Annotated in this window: 9 protein-coding genes and 3 rRNA genes; all 12 read right to left on the bottom strand. The window is 64.4% G+C overall.

The features are described from left to right. Positions 1-2: 2 nt before the first annotated feature. Positions 3-1022, bottom strand: a complete 1020-nt coding sequence (locus RVF83_RS16190) for an NAD kinase (RefSeq protein ID WP_005199452.1) — start codon at positions 1020-1022, stop codon at positions 3-5. 82 nt (positions 1023-1104) lie between these two features. Continuing rightward, positions 1105-1965 carry a TlyA family RNA methyltransferase gene (locus RVF83_RS16185; RefSeq protein ID WP_039880699.1) on the bottom strand — a complete coding sequence of 287 codons (861 nt, stop codon included), beginning with the start codon at positions 1963-1965 and terminating at the stop codon, positions 1105-1107. Positions 1966-1990: 25 nt separating this feature from the next. Next, positions 1991-2323: a hypothetical protein gene (locus RVF83_RS16180; RefSeq protein ID WP_005199454.1), complete on the bottom strand. Its 333-nt coding sequence runs from the start codon at positions 2321-2323 to the stop codon at positions 1991-1993. An 11-nt stretch (positions 2324-2334) separates the two neighbouring features. After that, a complete protein-coding gene (locus tag RVF83_RS16175) occupies positions 2335-4581 on the bottom strand; it encodes an HAD-IIA family hydrolase (protein ID WP_157226849.1) in 2247 nt (748 codons plus the stop codon). Positions 4582-4710: 129 nt separating this feature from the next. Beyond that, positions 4711-4827: ribosomal RNA gene (gene rrf / locus RVF83_RS16170) — 5S ribosomal RNA — on the bottom strand. A 113-nt stretch (positions 4828-4940) separates the two neighbouring features. Continuing rightward, positions 4941-8067 (bottom strand): 23S ribosomal RNA (locus RVF83_RS16165). A 456-nt stretch (positions 8068-8523) separates the two neighbouring features. Beyond that, positions 8524-10044, bottom strand: a 16S ribosomal RNA gene (locus RVF83_RS16160). Together the 16S, 23S and 5S rRNA genes form the textbook arrangement of a ribosomal RNA operon. 431 nt (positions 10045-10475) lie before the next feature. Next, positions 10476-11807, bottom strand: coding sequence for a tyrosine--tRNA ligase (tyrS, locus tag RVF83_RS16155; RefSeq protein ID WP_005200195.1), 1332 nt, complete (start codon positions 11805-11807; stop codon positions 10476-10478). A gap of 74 nt (positions 11808-11881) precedes the next feature. Then, complete coding sequence (locus RVF83_RS16150; RefSeq protein ID WP_005200196.1) at positions 11882-12097, bottom strand: Trm112 family protein; 216 nt, start codon at positions 12095-12097, stop codon at positions 11882-11884. 5 nt (positions 12098-12102) lie between these two features. Beyond that, a complete protein-coding gene (locus RVF83_RS16145; protein ID WP_005200197.1) occupies positions 12103-15099 on the bottom strand; it encodes an AMP-binding protein in 2997 nt (998 codons plus the stop codon). 85 nt (positions 15100-15184) lie between these two features. After that, positions 15185-16636, bottom strand: coding sequence for an argininosuccinate lyase (argH, locus tag RVF83_RS16140; protein WP_005200198.1), 1452 nt, complete (start codon positions 16634-16636; stop codon positions 15185-15187). Further along, entirely contained in the window at positions 16633-17832 is a 1200-nt protein-coding gene (locus RVF83_RS16135) for an argininosuccinate synthase (RefSeq protein WP_005200199.1), read from the bottom strand. Before RVF83_RS16135 ends, argH begins: the two co-directional genes overlap by 4 nt. Positions 17833-17980: the final 148 nt, after the last annotated feature.

The raw sequence follows: 17980 nt of genomic DNA, 5'->3' as shown, positions 1-17980 counted from the left end.
CCCTATGCCTGCCTCCCTCGCCATCCCGTGACCGGGAGGGCGAACTTGGTGACGAGCCGGTCGGCGAACGGATCGGAGTCGATCCGGATCCAGTTCACCGAACGATCGCTGCGTACGACCTCGACGCGGGCGCCGGCCGGCACGTCGAGTGCTCGACGGCCGTCACACAGCGCCACCGCCGAGCGTCCGTTCTTGTCGACTTCCACCGCGATGCGCGACCGCGGGCTCGTCACCATGGGCCGCGCGAACAGCGCGTGTGCGTTGTTGGGCACCACGAGGATCGCCTCGAGGTCGGGCCACATCACCGGGCCGCCCGCCGAGAAGGCGTAGGCCGTCGACCCGGTCGGGGTCGCGACCAGCACGCCGTCGGCGCCGAATGCCGACACCGGCCGCCCGTCGACCTCGGTGACGAGTTCGAGTACACCGTTCTTGCTGGTGTTGAGGATCGCGACCTCGTTGAGCGCCCAACTGCTCGCCGTAGGCGGGTCGGGGTCGGCCGGGTCCACGATGTCGATCTCGAGGGTCATCCGCGGTTCGATGCGGTAGTCGCGGGCGATGAGCTGGTTCATCACCTCGTCGACCTTGTGCGCCTCCGACTCGGCGAGGAAGCCGATGTGCCCGAGGTTGATGCCCAGGACGGGCACCCCCGCCGGGCACGCCAACTCGGCGGCACGGAGGAAGGTGCCGTCACCACCGAGGACGATCACGAGCTCACATCCCTCGGCCGATGCGGACTCGGCGGTGGTCACCTCGACGACGGCGCCCAGGGACCGGAGGTAGTCGGGATCGACGGGCACGTTCCCGGGTCGCGACTGCTGGTCGTCGCGGTTGCGGTAGATGACGTCGTGGTCGGGGGCGTCCCGGTCGAGGGTGTCGTGGTCGACGACCCGGAGGGCGACACCGGCGGCACCGCAGTGGCGGGCGATGGCCTCGATCGTCTCGAGGACGTTCTCGCGTCCGGTGTGGGCGACCACCAAGAACTCGCGGGCACCGGCGGACTCGGCTACCGAATCGTCGGTCACTGGTGGTTCCCTCCCAGAGAAGTGTGGTCGGACGTGTGTCGTCGAGCAGAAACGTTTGAGCGGGCCCCGGCCGATCCGCCGATCAGCTCGGACCCTCCGCGACCGCACGCTCGACCATGGAGCGGAGCTCGTCGGACGAGGCCGACGGGTCGACCCTATCGCTCTCCCCCGACTCCTCGCCCGCCCGGCCACCGGGCTCCTTGCGCAGCCAGAGGAAGAACTCGACGTTGCCCGACGGGCCCGGCAGCGGACTGGCCACCACACCACGGGTCTCGAGCCCGAGAGCGGCCGCCTCGGTCGCCACGGCAAGCACGGCCTCGGCACGCAGTGCGGGATCGCGCACGACGCCACCCGAGCCGACGCGGTCCTTCCCCACCTCGAACTGCGGCTTGACCATGGGCAGCAGATCGGCACCCGGCACCGCACAACGAGCGAACGCAGGTAGGACGAGTCCCAGCGAGATGAACGACAGGTCGGCGACCACGACGTCCACCGGACCGCCGATCGCCTCCGGTTCGAGATGCCGGACGTTGGTGCGGTCGTGGACGTGCACGCGGTCGTCGTTCTGCAGGCGCCAGATGAGTTGTCCGTAACCGACGTCCACGGCGACGACCTCTCGGACGTCGCGACGCAGCAGAACATCGGTGAAGCCGCCGGTCGAGGCACCCGCGTCGAGGCACCGGCGACCTGCCAGGGTCAGACCCTGGGGTTCAAACGCTTCGAGAGCCCCGAGGAGCTTGTGGGCGCCGCGCGACGCCCAGTCGTCCTTCGGCGCCTCCACCACGACGATCGGGGTGTCCCGGGTGACGCCGGTCGCAGCCTTGGCCGCCACCGTTCCGTTGACCTTCACGACGCCGGCATCGACGAGTTCGCGCGCCTGCTCCCGCGAGCGGGCCAGGCCACGCCGGACGAGTTCCGCATCGAGTCGTGCTCTGGTTGCCATCGTCAGTGCCGCGTCGGGGGTCGGATCATCGGCGGTCCACCGCGTCGAGCGCCGCGGTGAGGGCGTCGTGAGCCTGCTCGAGGAGGTTTGCCTGGCGCTCGAGCGCAGCGAGCGAGAAGGTGTCTCCGACGGACTCCCGCAGCTCGTCGACCTGCGCCAGGAGCTCCGAGACCGTGGCCTCGACGTCGGGTAGGTCGAGCTCGGTGTCCGCACCCGACGACGCCGCGTCGTGCAGCGCTGCCATCGGGTCGTACTGGCGACGCGGCATGGCGCCCGGACCGGGTCGGGGCGCCATGCTGTTCGGTGTCGGACCGCTGCTCGGGTCCGAACGCCTGCTCTCGTCACTCGGGAAAGTCATCGTGGACCACGCTAGCCGACGAGGGTGACACCCAGCGACGCCAGCTTGTCCCGCGTCGGGCCCTCGGCACGGAACCGCAGTTCTTCCGGATCGGCGGTGCCCGCATCGACCGCGGCCCAGGTGGCAGCTGCCAGAGCGGGGACGAGAGCGATCTCGTCACCCGAGCCGGAGATAGTCACGGTGGATGCGTCCACGGTCACGGTCCAGCCCGGCTGGTCGCTCACGCGGACCGCGTCGACGTCGTCGAACACGCCGGCCAGATCGTCGATGACGTAGGTGGGCCGCTGCTTCGGCGGTGCGGCCAGCAGGTCGGTGACCGTGCTGACGCCGGTGAGGACCAGCGCACTCTCGATCCCGACGGCATGTGCGCCCTCGATGTCGGTGTCGAGACGGTCGCCCACGACGAGCGGCAAACTCGACGCGGCACGGGCGATGGCGTCCGCCATCAGCGGGGCGGCAGGCTTGCCCGCGACGAGGGGCTCCTTGCCGGTGGCGCTGCGCAGTGCGGCGACCATCGAGCCGTTGCCGACCAGTAGACCGCGCTCGGACGGCAGGGTGGCGTCGACGTTGGTCGCCACCCAGAGGGCACCGGCCCGGATCGCCAGTGCGGCCTCGGACAGCTGCGCCCAGCCGGTCTCGGTCGAGTGGCCCTGGATTACGGCTGCGGGACGGTCGTCGGCGCTGCGCGTCACCCCGATGCCTACCTCACGGACCTCCTGTGCCAGGCCGTCGGTGCCGATGACCAGCGCCCGCGAACCCGGAGGGAGATGCTCGGACAGCAGCCGCGCCCCCGACTGCGCACTGGTGACGACGAGATCGTCCGTGGCGTCGAAGCCGAGCTCACGAAGGTGTGCGGCGACCTCGGCCGGACGACGACTCGCGTTGTTCGTCACGAAGAAACGAGGGATGTCGAGCCGGTCGAGGGTGTCGACCGCATTCGGCAGCGCCTGATGGCCCGCGAAGACGGTCCCGTCGAGGTCCAGCAGCAGCGCGTCGTACCGGTCGACGAGGGCTTGCGACCCCGCGCTGTCCTCGTCGACGTAGCTCGACGCCGCCGAGAGGTCGGCGGTCCCTTCCAGGTTGTCGATCGTGTCGGTGTCGGCGGGTTCCGATGCCGTAGCGGGCTCTGGAGTGACCGGTTCAGGTGCGGTAACCGGCTCAGGCGTCACCGGCTCAGGTGCAGCGACCGGTTCCGGTTCGGCAACCGGCTCGGGTGCCGCTGTCGGCTCCGGAGTCGCGATCGACTCGGCCGGCGCGGGCTCTGCGCGCACGGGCTCTGCAGTCGCCGGCTCAGCAGTCGCTGGTTCAGGGCTCGCCTGTCCGGTGGCCGACACCGCGCTGTCAGCCAGAACATCGACGCCGTCGACCCCGGGCTCGTCGTCTCCCCCCGGTGCGTCGTCGTTCGCGAGCTCGGTCAGGCGGAACTCGGCGTCGGTGACATCGTCGATGTCGGCGGCGGCCGCGTTCATGAACCAGGTGATGGCCTCGTCGCGGCGACCGGACGCGTACAGCGCCGATGCGTAGGCGTAGAAGAGGCGTGCCGGCCCGGTTCCCACCTGACCCGGTTTGAGGTTCTCGGCCTGCAGCGTGACGACCGCTTTCTCCGGCTCACCGAGGTCGATGCGTGCACCGGCTTCGACGATCCGCATCTCGGTGGCTTCCTCACCGGTGAGCGCACGGCCCTCGTCGCCACGGGCGATCTCGACAGCACGTTCCGGACGTCCGAGACCACGCTCGCAGTCGGCGATGAGCGGCAGCAGAGCGTTGTTCCCGGTGATACGACGGGCAGCACGGAGCTCGGTGGCGGACTCCTGCCATTCGCCGGCGTTGTACGCGGCGATACCGGTGGTCTCTCGGACGACGCCCACACGTGACGCACGGCCTCGTGCGGCGCGAGCATGTTCGAGCGCGACGGCCGGCTCTTCGAGGAGCAGGCGCGCAACCATGACCAGGTGTTTGGCCACGATCTCGGCATTCGCCTTGTCGAGGGTCAGGAGGTCACGTCGAACTTCCGGATCGAGATCCGACGCGTTGACGTCATCGGGCAGCGGCGGGCCCTGCTGCCGGCGACCACCGTCGCCGCGCTCGCGGCCCGGACGGTCGGGGCGACGGCCCCGACTCGAATCACCACGGCTGGAGTTGCCCTGCACGCGGGAACCCCGCTGACCTCGGGGGCCGCCCTGCCCCCGTGACTCCTGCTGATCTCGCGTATCACGTTCACCGCGTCCGTCACGACGCGGACGATCACGATCACTCATAGCTGCCAATCTATGCCCTTGAACCTTGATGGGAAGCATCGCCGGCCACGTCGATACGACGTGCGCGAACAAGAAAAGCCCCGTATCCGACGAAAGAAATCATCGAATACGGGGCCCTTCTGAAATTGTGTTCGGCGGTGTCCTACTCTCCCACACTGATTAAGGTGCAGTACCATTGGCGCTGGAGGGCTTAGCTTCCGGGTTCGGAATGGGGCCGGGCGTTTCCCCTCCGCTATGGCCGCCGTAACTCTATGAAACAACCAACAAACCGGTTATTTGTTTGTTTGTGTGTTGTCTCAGAAGATGCATAGTGGATGCGAACACACCAAAAAGAGTGTTTTGGTGATGTTGTGGGTGTTGTTGGTAAGTCCTCGGCCGATTAGTACCAGTCACCTGAACACATTGCTGTGCGTACAGTTCTGGCCTATCAACCCCATGGTCTGTAGGGGGCCTTAACCCCGCAAGGGGGTGAGAAACCTCATCTTGGAACAGGCTTCCCGCTTAGATGCTTTCAGCGGTTATCCCTTCCGAACGTAGCTAACCAGCGGTGCCCCTGGCGGGACAACTGGCACACCAGAGGTTCGTCCGTCCCGGTCCTCTCGTACTAGGGACAGGTTTCCTCAAGTTTCTTACGCGCGCGGCGGATAGAGACCGAACTGTCTCACGACGTTCTAAACCCAGCTCGCGTGCCGCTTTAATGGGCGAACAGCCCAACCCTTGGGACCTACTCCAGCCCCAGGATGCGACGAGCCGACATCGAGGTGCCAAACCATCCCGTCGATATGGACTCTTGGGGAAGATCAGCCTGTTATCCCCGGGGTACCTTTTATCCGTTGAGCGACACCGCTTCCACTTGCCGGTGCCGGATCACTAGTCCCGACTTTCGTCCCTGCTCGACATGTACGTCTCACAGTCAAGCTCCCTTGTGCACTTACACTCAACACCTGATTGCCAACCAGGCTGAGGGAACCTTTGGGCGCCTCCGTTACTTTTTGGGAGGCAACCGCCCCAGTTAAACTACCCACCAGGCACTGTCCCTGAACCCGATCAGGGTCCGAGGTTAGAAGTCCAATACGATCAGAGTGGTATTTCAACAACGACTCCATGAACACTGGCGTGCCCACTTCACAGTCTCCCACCTATCCTACACAAACCGAACCGAACACCAATACCAAGCTATAGTGAAGGTCCCGGGGTCTTTTCGTCCTGCCGCGCGTAACGAGCATCTTTACTCGTACTGCAATTTCGCCGAGTCTGTGGTTGAGACAGCAGAGAAGTCGTTACGCCATTCGTGCAGGTCGGAACTTACCCGACAAGGAATTTCGCTACCTTAGGATGGTTATAGTTACCACCGCCGTTTACTGGGGCTTAAATTCTCAGCTTCACCACCGAAGTGATTAACCGGTCCTCTTAACCTTCCAGCACCGGGCAGGCGTCAGTCCGTATACATCGTCTTACGACTTCGCACGGACCTGTGTTTTTAGTAAACAGTCGCTTCTCTCTGGTCTCTGCGACCCACACCAGCTCAAGGAGTAAATCCCGTCACCAGGATGGGTCCCCCTTCTCCCGAAGTTACGGGGGCATTTTGCCGAGTTCCTTAACCACAGTTCTCTCGATCGCCTTAGTATTCTCTACCTGACCACCTGTGTTGGTTTGGGGTACGGGCCGTGTACCAACTCACTAGAGGCTTTTCTCGGCAGCATAGGATCATGGAATTCACCGCAACGGCTACGCATCACCTCTCAGGCTGCATGTGTTCCGGATTTGCCTAGAACACGCCCTACAGGCTTACACCAGTACAACCACTGACTGGCCCCACTACCTTCCTGCGTCACCCCATCGCTTGCCTACTACCAGCCAAGGTCCCATGCATCACCCCACCCGGCACCCGAAGGTGCTCCTGGGGGATCTGGATGGTTAGTACAACTGATTCAGCATGGGCGCGGATACACGGGTACGGGAATATCAACCCGTTGTCCATCGACTACGCCTGTCGGCCTCGCCTTAGGTCCCGACTCACCCTGGGCGGATTAGCCTGGCCCAGGAACCCTTGGTCATTCGGCGGAAGAGTTTCTCACTCTTCTTTCGCTACTCATGCCTGCATTCTCACTCCCACACCCTCCACCACTAGATCACTCTGTGGCTTCCACGGATGCAGGACGCTCCCCTACCCACCCACACACCTGGTTGACACTCCGTAGAACATCAACGGGCTAACGTGTGAGTGCCGCGGCTTCGGCGGTGTACTTGAGCCCCGCTACATTGTCGGCGCAGGATCACTTGACCAGTGAGCTATTACGCACTCTTTCAAGGGTGGCTGCTTCTAAGCCAACCTCCTGGTTGTCTTCGCGACCCCACATCCTTTTCCACTTAGTACACGCTTAGGGGCCTTAGCCGGCGATCTGGGCTGTTTCCCTCTCGACTACGAACCTTATCGCCCGCAGTCTCACTGCCACACTCTCACTTACCGGCATTCGGAGTTTGGCTGACGTCAGTAACCCTGTGGGGCCCATCGGCCATCCAGTAGCTCTACCTCCGGTAAGAAACATGTGACGCTGCACCTAAATGCATTTCGGGGAGAACCAGCTATCACGGAGTTTGATTGGCCTTTCACCCCTACCCACAGCTCATCCCCTCCATTTTCAACTGAAGTGGGTTCGGGCCTCCACGACGTCTTACCGTCGCTTCACCCTGGCCATGGGTAGATCACTCCGCTTCGGGTCTAGACCCGGCGACTCTTTCGCCCTATTCAGACTCGCTTTCGCTACGGCTACCCCACACGGGTTAACCTCGCCACCGAGCACTAACTCGCAGGCTCATTCTTCAAAAGGCACGCCATCACCCACCCCGAAGGCGCAGGCTCTGACGGATTGTAAGCGTCCGGTTTCAGGTACTATTTCACTCCCCTCCCGGGGTACTTTTCACCTTTCCCTCACGGTACTTGTCCGCTATCGGTCACCAGGAAGTATTCAGGCTTACCGGGTGGTCCCGGCAGATTCACAGCAGATTCCACGAGCCCGCTGCTACTTGGGCACCCATCACGCAAGACCATGTGTTTTCAGCTACCGGACTCTCACCGTCTACGGCAGACCATTCCAGGCCACTTCACCTAACACACGATTTTCTCACTCACGCTTCCACAGGTAGATGGAAGAAGATGAACCCCACAACACCACACACACAACCCCTACCCGGTATCACATGCGCATGGTTTAGCCTCATCCGCTTTCGCTCGCCACTACTCACGGAATCACTTTTGTTTTCTCTTCCTATGGGTACTGAGATGTTTCACTTCCCCACGTTCCCTCCACACCCCCTATACATTCAGAGGTGGGTAACACGACATCACTCGTGCTGGGTTTCCCCATTCGGACACCCTCGGATCACAGCTCGTTTGACAACTCCCCGAGGACTATCGCGGCCTACCACGTCCTTCATCGGCTCCTGGTACCAAGGCATCCACCGAACGCCCTTACACACTTACAACAACACCTACAAACCACCCCCACCCCACACAACCCAAAAAGCTGCGCTTCCAGCGGGGATCGAATGTAGACATCACAAAAACATTTTCTGCTAAATCACAGACCAACATAAACGTTGATTTGAAATAAAGATGCTCGCATCCACTATGCACTTCTCAAACAACACACACCATGAGATCGTTGGCATCTCCGCACCCCATCACAGGACACCTCAACAACACCGCCAACCACACAGCTAGGTCAGAGCAAACACACACACCCGAAGGCATGCCGCGTGTTCTCTCAGAACCCCGATAGTGTGACGTGAACCCGCCGGCCTCACAGCCAAACGGTAACCCGACCTCGACATCATCTGACATCGCGATCATGTGGGTTTGTCTGATGTTTCACCCTCGAACACACACACGCAGTCTCCACAGTTGAGAGACATGAACGTGTGATGTTGTGTGCTCCTTAGAAAGGAGGTGATCCAGCCGCACCTTCCGGTACGGCTACCTTGTTACGACTTCGTCCCAATCGCCGATCCCACCTTCGACAGCTCCCTCCACAAGGGTTAGGCCACCGGCTTCGGGTGTTACCGACTTTCATGACGTGACGGGCGGTGTGTACAAGGCCCGGGAACGTATTCACCGCAGCGTTGCTGATCTGCGATTACTAGCGACTCCGACTTCATGGGGTCGAGTTGCAGACCCCAATCCGAACTGAGACTGGCTTTAAGGGATTCGCTCCACCTCACGGTATCGCAGCCCTCTGTACCAGCCATTGTAGCATGTGTGAAGCCCTGGACATAAGGGGCATGATGACTTGACGTCATCCCCACCTTCCTCCGAGTTGACCCCGGCAGTCTCCTGCAAGTCCCCGGCATAACCCGCTGGCAATACAGGACAAGGGTTGCGCTCGTTGCGGGACTTAACCCAACATCTCACGACACGAGCTGACGACAGCCATGCACCACCTGTACACCAACCACAAGGGAACATGTATCTCTACATGCGTCTGGTGTATGTCAAACCCAGGTAAGGTTCTTCGCGTTGCATCGAATTAATCCACATGCTCCGCCGCTTGTGCGGGCCCCCGTCAATTCCTTTGAGTTTTAGCCTTGCGGCCGTACTCCCCAGGCGGGGTACTTAATGCGTTAGCTACGGCACGGAACTCGTGAAATGAGCCCCACACCTAGTACCCACCGTTTACGGCGTGGACTACCAGGGTATCTAATCCTGTTCGCTACCCACGCTTTCGCTCCTCAGCGTCAGTTACTACCCAGAGACCCGCCTTCGCCACCGGTGTTCCTCCTGATATCTGCGCATTTCACCGCTACACCAGGAATTCCAGTCTCCCCTGTAGTACTCAAGTCTGCCCGTATCGCCTGCACGCCTACAATTGAGTTGCAGAATTTCACAGACGACGCGACAAACCGCCTACGAGCTCTTTACGCCCAGTAATTCCGGACAACGCTCGCACCCTACGTATTACCGCGGCTGCTGGCACGTAGTTGGCCGGTGCTTCTTCTCCAGGTACCGTCACTCACGCTTCGTCCCTGGTGAAAGAGGTTTACAACCCGAAGGCCGTCATCCCTCACGCGGCGTCGCTGCATCAGGCTTGCGCCCATTGTGCAATATTCCCCACTGCTGCCTCCCGTAGGAGTCTGGGCCGTGTCTCAGTCCCAGTGTGGCCGATCACCCTCTCAGGTCGGCTACCCGTCGTCGCCTTGGTAGGCCATTACCCCACCAACAAGCTGATAGGCCGCGGGCCCATCCTGAACCGCAAAAGCTTTCCACCAAACACCATGCGATGTAAGGTCATATCCGGTATTAGACCCAGTTTCCCAGGCTTATCCCAGAGTCCAGGGCAGATCACCCACGTGTTACTCACCCGTTCGCCACTCGAGTACCCAGCAAGCTGGGCCTTTCCGTTCGACTTGCATGTGTTAAGCACGCCGCCAGCGTTCGTCCTGAGCCAGGATCAAACTCTCCATGAAAAAATAGTGAAACAAAACCAGCACCCACAAGCGCCAGCGTTTCAACACAATCAGGAAAGCAAACCTGACCAATCCAAAACTAGCAAATGTGACACCCAGACGGGGCCGAGCGCCACACAAAAAAACAAACATCCACATCAATAAAGATGCTCGATGCCAAAAAATGGCATCAGACAATTCATCATCACACTATCGAGTTCTCAAAGAACACACACCCACCGGACGTCCTCATGATGAGTTCGGCTCCGATGAGCTCTCCCAGAGCACGAGATTTACTCGCGATCTTGTTCTTGGGAGTGGCCCCGCACAGGCGGCCCGAGCGAATGGCCCGGGCACTTTTGCTTCCCCGGGGCTTGCGGCTCCGGGGGCGTTGCTCTCTGCGGTGCGTCGATTAAGTTACACAGCTGCGAACAACGCGTCAAATCCCCTGGTCAGAGGCTCAACTTCGCGCCGGCAAAACTCTTCTTTCCTCGTCGCACGACCAACCAACGGCCATGGAGCAGGTCAGCGTCCGCCGGCTGCCACTCCGGATCGGTGATCTTGGTGTTGTTCACGTAGGCGCCGCCTTCGGACACCGCACGACGCGCGGCCTTGTTGCTGTCGGACAGCTTGGTGTCGACGAGTAACGCGATGATGGTGGGCCGCTCCTCCGAGTACTCGGCGATGACCGTCTCCCCTACGGCTGCGGACAGGGTGGCCTCGTCGAGTTCGTCGAGCTCGGCGCGTCCGAACAGTGCCTGGCTGGCGAGCTCGACGGCGCGCGTGTTCTCTTCCCCGTGGATCAGGGTGGTCATCTCGGCGGCGAGCTTCTTCTGAGCGAGACGCAGGTGCGGCTTCTCTTCCGTCGCCTGCTCGAGCTCGGCGATCTCTTCACGTCCGAGGAAGGTGAACCAGCGCAGGTAACGGATGACGTCCGCGTCGGCGGTGTTCACGAAGTACTGGTACCAGGCATAAGGGCTGGTGAGCTCGGGGTCGAGCCAAAGACTGCCGCCACCGGTGGACTTGCCGAACTTCTTGCCGTCCGACGAGGTGACGAGTGGCACGGTCAGGGCATGCAGCGACAACCCGTCGAGACGACGTCCCAGGTCGACACCGCCGATGATGTTCCCCCACTGATCCGAGCCACCGATCTGCAGCTGGCAGCCGTACCGGCGGTTGAGCTCGACGAAGTCGTTGGACTGCAGGAGCAGGTAGCTGAACTCGGCGTAGCTGATGCCGTCACCCTCGAGACGCCGCTTCACGGTGTCCCGAGCGAGCATGACGTTGACCGAGAAGTGCTTACCGAGGTCGCGGAGGAACTCGATGGCGGAGAGCTGTCCGGTCCAGTCGAGGTTGTTGACGACGAGTGCACCGGTCGGGGATTCGTCGATGTCGACGAAGCGGCGCAGCTGCGCGTCGATCCGGTCGGCCCATTCGGCGACCGTGTCGGGAGCGTTCATGGTGCGCTCGCCCACCTCACGGGGATCACCGATGAGCCCGGTGGCGCCACCTGCGAGAACGATCGGGCGATGGCCGGCCAGCTGGAAACGCTTGAGCGTCAGCAGCGGCACGAGGTGGCCGGCGTGGAGGCTCGCCGCCGTCGGATCGAAGCCCGCGTACAACGTGATGGGCCCGTCCGCCAGGGCCTCGCGCAGAGCGTCGAGGTCGGTGGACTGCGCGATCAGACCTCGCCAGCCGAGTTCGTCCAGGATGTCAACGGGAGCGTTCCCGGTCCGGACGGTTCCCTCGGTCGAGTTGGCGGTTCCCTCAGTCTCAGCACTCACCCCTCGATCTTGTCATCCATCGAGATCGGGGCTCGGACGAGGTGACGCCTGCGGGCGCCGGACGCTGCGTAGGGCTACTGGCCGGAGATCAGGCGCTCGTGCTCGGCGTCGTCGACCTTGCGTGCCTCGTCGATGAGCATCACGGGAATCCCGTCGGCATCGATACGGTACGCGACGTGGAGTCGCGGGTTGTAGAGCTCGTCGCCGGCGTCGATCAGCGGGCCATGGTCCTGCGGGCAGGCCAGCCGCTCGCGCACGATCGGGTCGATGGCCTCAGCGCGTGTCGTCACGCCGCTCAGCCTAGGGCATCGTCGACCGACGACCCGCTCCAGTCCAGCTTGTCGGCGATCGTCTTGGTGTATCGCCGGTAGCGACCCTCCTCGTCGCGATACCAGGTCCGCGGTCCGGGCTTGGGCAGCCCTTCGGCCGCGAAAACGGTGCTCAACGGGCGGTAGGACGCGGAGTGCGGGATCTCGTCGACCACGCGGATGAGGTGCGGCCGGATCTCGGCGGGGAACTCCCCGAGTGCGATACGCAGCTGGGTGACGGTGAGCGACTCGGGCTTGGCATCCGGGCACAGGGTCAGTGCGGCGACCAGCAGCTGGTGTCCCGGCTCCCCCACTCCGTAGGCGACGACCCGATCGACGCCCTGCATCCGTGACAGCGCGTGCGTGATCGGCGGGATGAACGCGGGTCCGGCCTCGGTTCGGACCACGCGATCAGTGGCACCGAGGAAGTACAGGTCGCCGTCGGCATCGCGGACGAACAGGTGCCCCGACACCTCCCATCGGTCACGGCTGGTGAAGACATCACGCAGCACCGTGCCGTTGGTGTCGAACTTGTGCCGGGCCTTGGCCAGCAGCAAACCGGGTTCGCCCACCTCGGCACGCCGGACGAATCCGGAATCGTCGATCAGGAGACGATCGTTCGCGATGTCGTAGGCCGCGACCTCGACCGGGTTGGTCTCCGGCAGCGGCCGCCCGACGGAGGACAGTTTGTCGCCGGAGACGTTCGCCAGGATCGCCGAGCCGTCGGCGGTCGCGAAGAACTCGAGGATCCGGGCCCGGGGGAAGCTGGCGCACACGTCTTCCCAAAGACCCGCCGACATCCCGGAACCCATGAACAGCCGGATCGGGTTGTGCTGGTTGATACGGAAGCGGGGATCACGGACGACGTCGCCCAGCATCGACCAGGTGTAGGACACCACGGTGACGCCGTAGCGCTGCACCTCGGTCGCGAAGGTCTCCGGGTCGATGCCGTTGGACAGGGCGATCCGGGACCGGCCGACCACCGTCGCGCCGAGGGTCGTCAGCAGGCCGGAAGCGTGATGCAGAGGGGGCAGGCAGTACACGGTGTCACGGTCGGAGAGCGCCGCCGCCGAGGCCGCACCGAACGCCGACATGGCGAAGCGGTGATTGGTCACCGGCCACGGGACGAGCTTTCCCCGTGCACGACTGAACAGGATGAACGCGAGATCTCCCGCGAGACCGGGATCGGGCCGGTACCAGGTCGGCAGGTCGACCTCGTCGGGGTCGATCTGTTCCATGTCGATGATCGTCCGGCCGTCGACACCGTCGATGGCACGGGAGTCGCCGCTGCCACCGCCGAGCACGAGCACCCGGTCCGACGCCGCGCCGGCGAGGTCCAGGTTGGTCGGGTCGGTCACGATGACCGAGCTGTCGGCCAGGCGCATCATCTCCCGCACGTCGGCGTCTGCGGCCAGCAGCACCGAGACGGCGCCGAGACGCGCCAGTGCCGCGACCACGACCAGGGCGCTCGGGCGGGTGTCCATCAGGACGCCGATGTGCTGCCCCGGTCGCACGCCGCAGTAGATGAGGCCGGCGACGACGTTGTTGATGCGGGCGTCGACCTGCGCGTGGGTGAGCACGCGGTTCTCGAAGAGAAAGAGTTCGTTGTCGCCGTGCTTCTTGGTGTTCTCGGCCATCAGCTTGGACAGCGAGATCCGGGTGCCGCTCTGGATCTGGCCCAGTCGCAGGAGGCGGGGCACCGTGCGCACCGACTCCGACGCGACGGCTCGCGATGTCCGCTGGACCGAGTTGACCAGCGTGAGCAGTTCCCGGGAGGCCGCGGTGCCGGCGTCGGCGACCGACCCCACGCCGTGGGTGATGCGCGAGGACAGGCTGACACCGCCGCCGTGCCCCGGCTCCACCAGCGACATCTCGCTGATGAGTTCAGGGCGGGTACCGTTGTCCGACAACCAGTTCACCCAGTCGGCCGTGGTGGGCCAGGTGTGCTGACCCGCCGTGGAACCGACCACGAGACCGAAATGCCCGACCGGCAGGGTGGACTCGTAGACCTCGGCGTCGGGTGCGGCGCGCACGATCCCGCGGACCGCGGCGGGCTGACCGATGTCGTCGGCATCGCCGACGAACGCCAGTACCGGGCAGGTGATCTCGGTGAGCGACACGAGGTCGCCGTTGATGACGAAGCCACCGGACACCATGCGGTTGTGGGCGACGAACTGGCGCAGCAGTTCGGCGATCGCGGGACCGGACCAGGCGACCCAGCCGTCGGCCTCGAGGAACCGTCGCTGATCCTCGCGCGGGAGCAGCGCCTCGCGGTCGTGGAGACGGCGGAGGAAGTCGATGCGGCTGCGCACGGTCTTGACCGGGTCGAGTAGCTGGAAGCCGGTGCGCGCCATCCAATCCCGAACCCAGAGGTTGCGCACGAAGGACCGCTCGGCAAGGAACTCGGCGGCCGGCGCCACCAGGCCGGCAGGCAATCCGAGGGGCAGGGCCGCCAGGACGTCGACCGGGCTGCCGAAGGTGATGACGCTGGCGATCCCCTTCGACCGCCGGTACGCCGCGGTCTGGTAGGCGAACATGCCGCCCTGGGAGTAACCGGCGAGGTGGATGTCGCGGCCGGTGGCCTCGACGATCAGGTCGATCGCGCGGCTGATGGCCACCACGTGGTCGGCGAGATTACGCTCCATCCCGCCCTCTTCGGTGTCCGGGGACCCGAAGTCGATCACCCAGGGGGTGATGCCGTTGCGGTGGAGGATCGACACCGCGCCGTTGTGTTCGGTCACGTCATAGACGTTCGCGGACACCATCATCGGCGGCACGAGCACGATGTTCGGGCCGGTGGACGGCTCGTTGGGGAAGTACCGCCGCAGCCGGAACATCTTGTGCGTCTCGACGATCGCGAAGGGGGCCGGTTCGGTCCCGGTCTCGAGACCGCCGAAGCGGAGCACCTCGAGTCCGTTCTGAGCAGTCGCCACCACTCGGCTGACCACACCGCCCAGATCCGGGAGTCGGTCCAAACCCACCATCGCGTCGATTCCTCCCCGTTGTCAGCGAGACGTCCACCACCGACACATCGGTGACAGACGTCACTCTACCCACTCAGCAGTGGTTCTACTCTCGTCCTCCCGGGCCGGCGTCCCAGCGTGTCCGCAGGTCGGCCGACTGCGCCGACACCACGTCTATCTGACGTCGTACCTGATCGGGCGCGGTGCCGCCATGTGCGTTGCGTGATTCGACCGAACCGCGCACCGTCAGCACCTCGCGCACCGCGGGGGTGAGCGACGGGTTGATGCCGGTCAGCGTCTCGTCGTCGAGCTCGTCGAGACCGATGCCCCGCGATTCGGCCTCGCGGACACAGGCTCCGGCGACCTCGTGGGCGACGCGGAAGGGCACTCCCTGCCGGACCATCCACTCGGCGATGTCGGTGGCGAGGGTGAAGCCGGCCGGAGCCAGCTCCTCCATGCGGTCGGTGTGGAACTCGAGCGTGGCGACCAGACCGGTGACGGCCGGGAGCAACATCTCGAGCTGGGCCACCGCGTCGAAGACGGGTTCCTTGTCCTCCTGGAGGTCCCGGTTGTACGCCAAGGGCTGCGCCTTGAGCGTCGCGAGCAGACCGGTCAGGTCGCCGATCAGCCGGCCGGCCTTGCCGCGCATCAGCTCGGCGACGTCCGGGTTCTTCTTCTGCGGCATGATCGAGCTGCCCGTCGACCAGGCGTCGGCCAGTGTCACATAGCCGAATTCCGGTGTGCTCCAGATGATCACCTCTTCGGACAACCGAGAGAGGTCGACCGCGATCATGGCGAACACGAACGCCGCCTCGGCCGCGAAGTCGCGGGACGAGGTGGCGTCGATGGAGTTCTCGGCCGGCGCGTCGAACCCGAGGTCGGCCGCGATGGCGGCCGGATCGAGTCCCAGCGACGAACCGGCGAGGGCGCCGGAACCGTACGGCGAGACCGCGGTCCGACGGTCGGCGTCGGCGAGGCGGTCGATGTCGCGGAGCAACGGCTGGGCATGTGCGAGCAGGTGGTGGCCGAGCAACACCGGCTGGGCCGCCTGCAGGTGCGTCTTCCCGGGCATGATCGCGTCGGGATGCGCGGCCGCCTGAGCGGTCAGCGCGTCGACGACGTCGAGCACTCCGAGGGCGACGCGTCGCATGGCGGCGCGCAGCCACATCCGGAACAGCGTGGCGACCTGGTCGTTGCGCGACCGGCCGGCACGCAGCCGCCCGCCGAGCTCGGGGCCGACCCGCTCGATGAGTCCGCGCTCGAGCGCACCGTGGACGTCCTCGTCGGACTCCGCGGGACCGAACGTCCCGTCGGCGACGTCGGCGGCCAGGCGGTCGAGGCCGTCCAGCATGCCGGTCAGGTCGTCATCGGTGAGCAGGCCCGCCTTGTTGAGCACGCGGGCGTGGGCTTTCGATGCCTGGATGTCGAACGGCGCCAGGGCCCAGTCGAAGTGGGTCGACTTGCTCAGGGCGGCCATCGCCGCGGCCGGACCGCCGGCGAAACGGCCGCCCCAGAGCGAGCCCTCGTTGGTCGTCCCGCCGGTCTGCTCGCCACTCACAGATTCAGGTCCCGCTTGGCCGAGATCTTGGAGGACAGGCCGTGCAGCTCGACGAAGCCGCGGGCTGCCGACTGGTCGAAGCTGTCGCCCTCGTCGTAGGTGGCGAGGTTGAAGTCGTAGAGCGACTCGGCGCTCCGACGTCCGGTGGCGGCGATGTTGCCGCCGTGCAGGACAAGGCGGATCTCGCCGGAGACGTGCTGCTGGGTCGAGTCCACGAAGGCGTCGAGCGAACGCTTCAGCGGCGAGAACCAGAGACCGTCGTAGACCAGCTCGGCCCACTTGCGATCGGTGCCGCGCTTGTAGCGGCCGAGTTCGCGCTCGATGGTGACGTGCTCGAGCTCCTCGTGGGCGCGGATCAGCACCATGGCGCCCGGGGCCTCGTAGACCTCGCGGCTCTTGATGCCGACGAGGCGGTCCTCGACGACGTCGAGGCGTCCGACACCCTGCGCACCGGCGCGACGGTTCAGCTCCTCGATCGCCTGCAGCACCGAGACCGGCCGGCCGTCGATGCTGACCGGGCGACCCTTGTCGAAACCGATGATGACCTCGTCGGGGCTGTTCCAGTTGACGGTCGGGTCCTCGGTGTAGCTGTAGACGTCCTTGGTCGGCGCGTTCCACAGGTCCTCGAGGAAGCCGGTTTCGACGGCGCGGCCCCACACGTTCTGGTCGATGGAGAACGGCGACTTCTTGGTCACGTTGATCGGGATGTCGTTCTCTTCGGCGAAGGCGATGGCCTTCTCACGGGTCCACGCGTAGTCGCGGACGGGGGCGAGAACCTCGAGATCGGGTGCGAGGGTGGCGAAGCCGACCTCGAAGCGAACCTGGTCGTTGCCCTTGCCGGTGCAACCGTGGGCGACGACGGTGCCGCCGTGATCGCGAGCGGCGGTCACGAGGTGCTTGGCGATCAGCGGACGCGACAGCGCCGAGACCAGCGGGTAGCGGTCCATGTAGAGGGCGTTCGAGGTGATCGCCGGGAGGCAGTACTCGTCGGCGAATTCGTCACGGGCGTCGACGACGACGGCTTCGACCGCGCCGCAGTCGAGGGCGCGCTGGCGGATGACGTCCATGTCCTCGCCGCCCTGCCCGAGGTCGAGAGCCACGGCGACGACCTCCTTGCCGGTCTCCTTCTGGATCCAGCTGATCGCGACCGAGGTGTCCAGGCCGCCCGAGTATGCGAGTACGACACGTTCTGCCATGAGGTGAAGCTCCTGTTCTAAGCGATGACCCGAGTCCATCATCGGCCCCGGGGTTCCGACCACACCGTCCGGGTCTCGGTTGGCGGTGCGTGCGGTTGCGGTTCTCGTTCTGTCCGGCCGTCGGCGGGCGCGGCCGGTGGTTCTGCAG

It is taken from the genome of Gordonia rubripertincta (genome assembly GCF_038024875.1).
In the GTDB taxonomy this organism is placed as follows: Bacteria; Actinomycetota; Actinomycetes; order Mycobacteriales; family Mycobacteriaceae; genus Gordonia; species Gordonia rubripertincta.
Note: the sequence above shows the minus strand (reverse complement) of the source record. Positions and strands in the feature narration are given on the sequence as shown.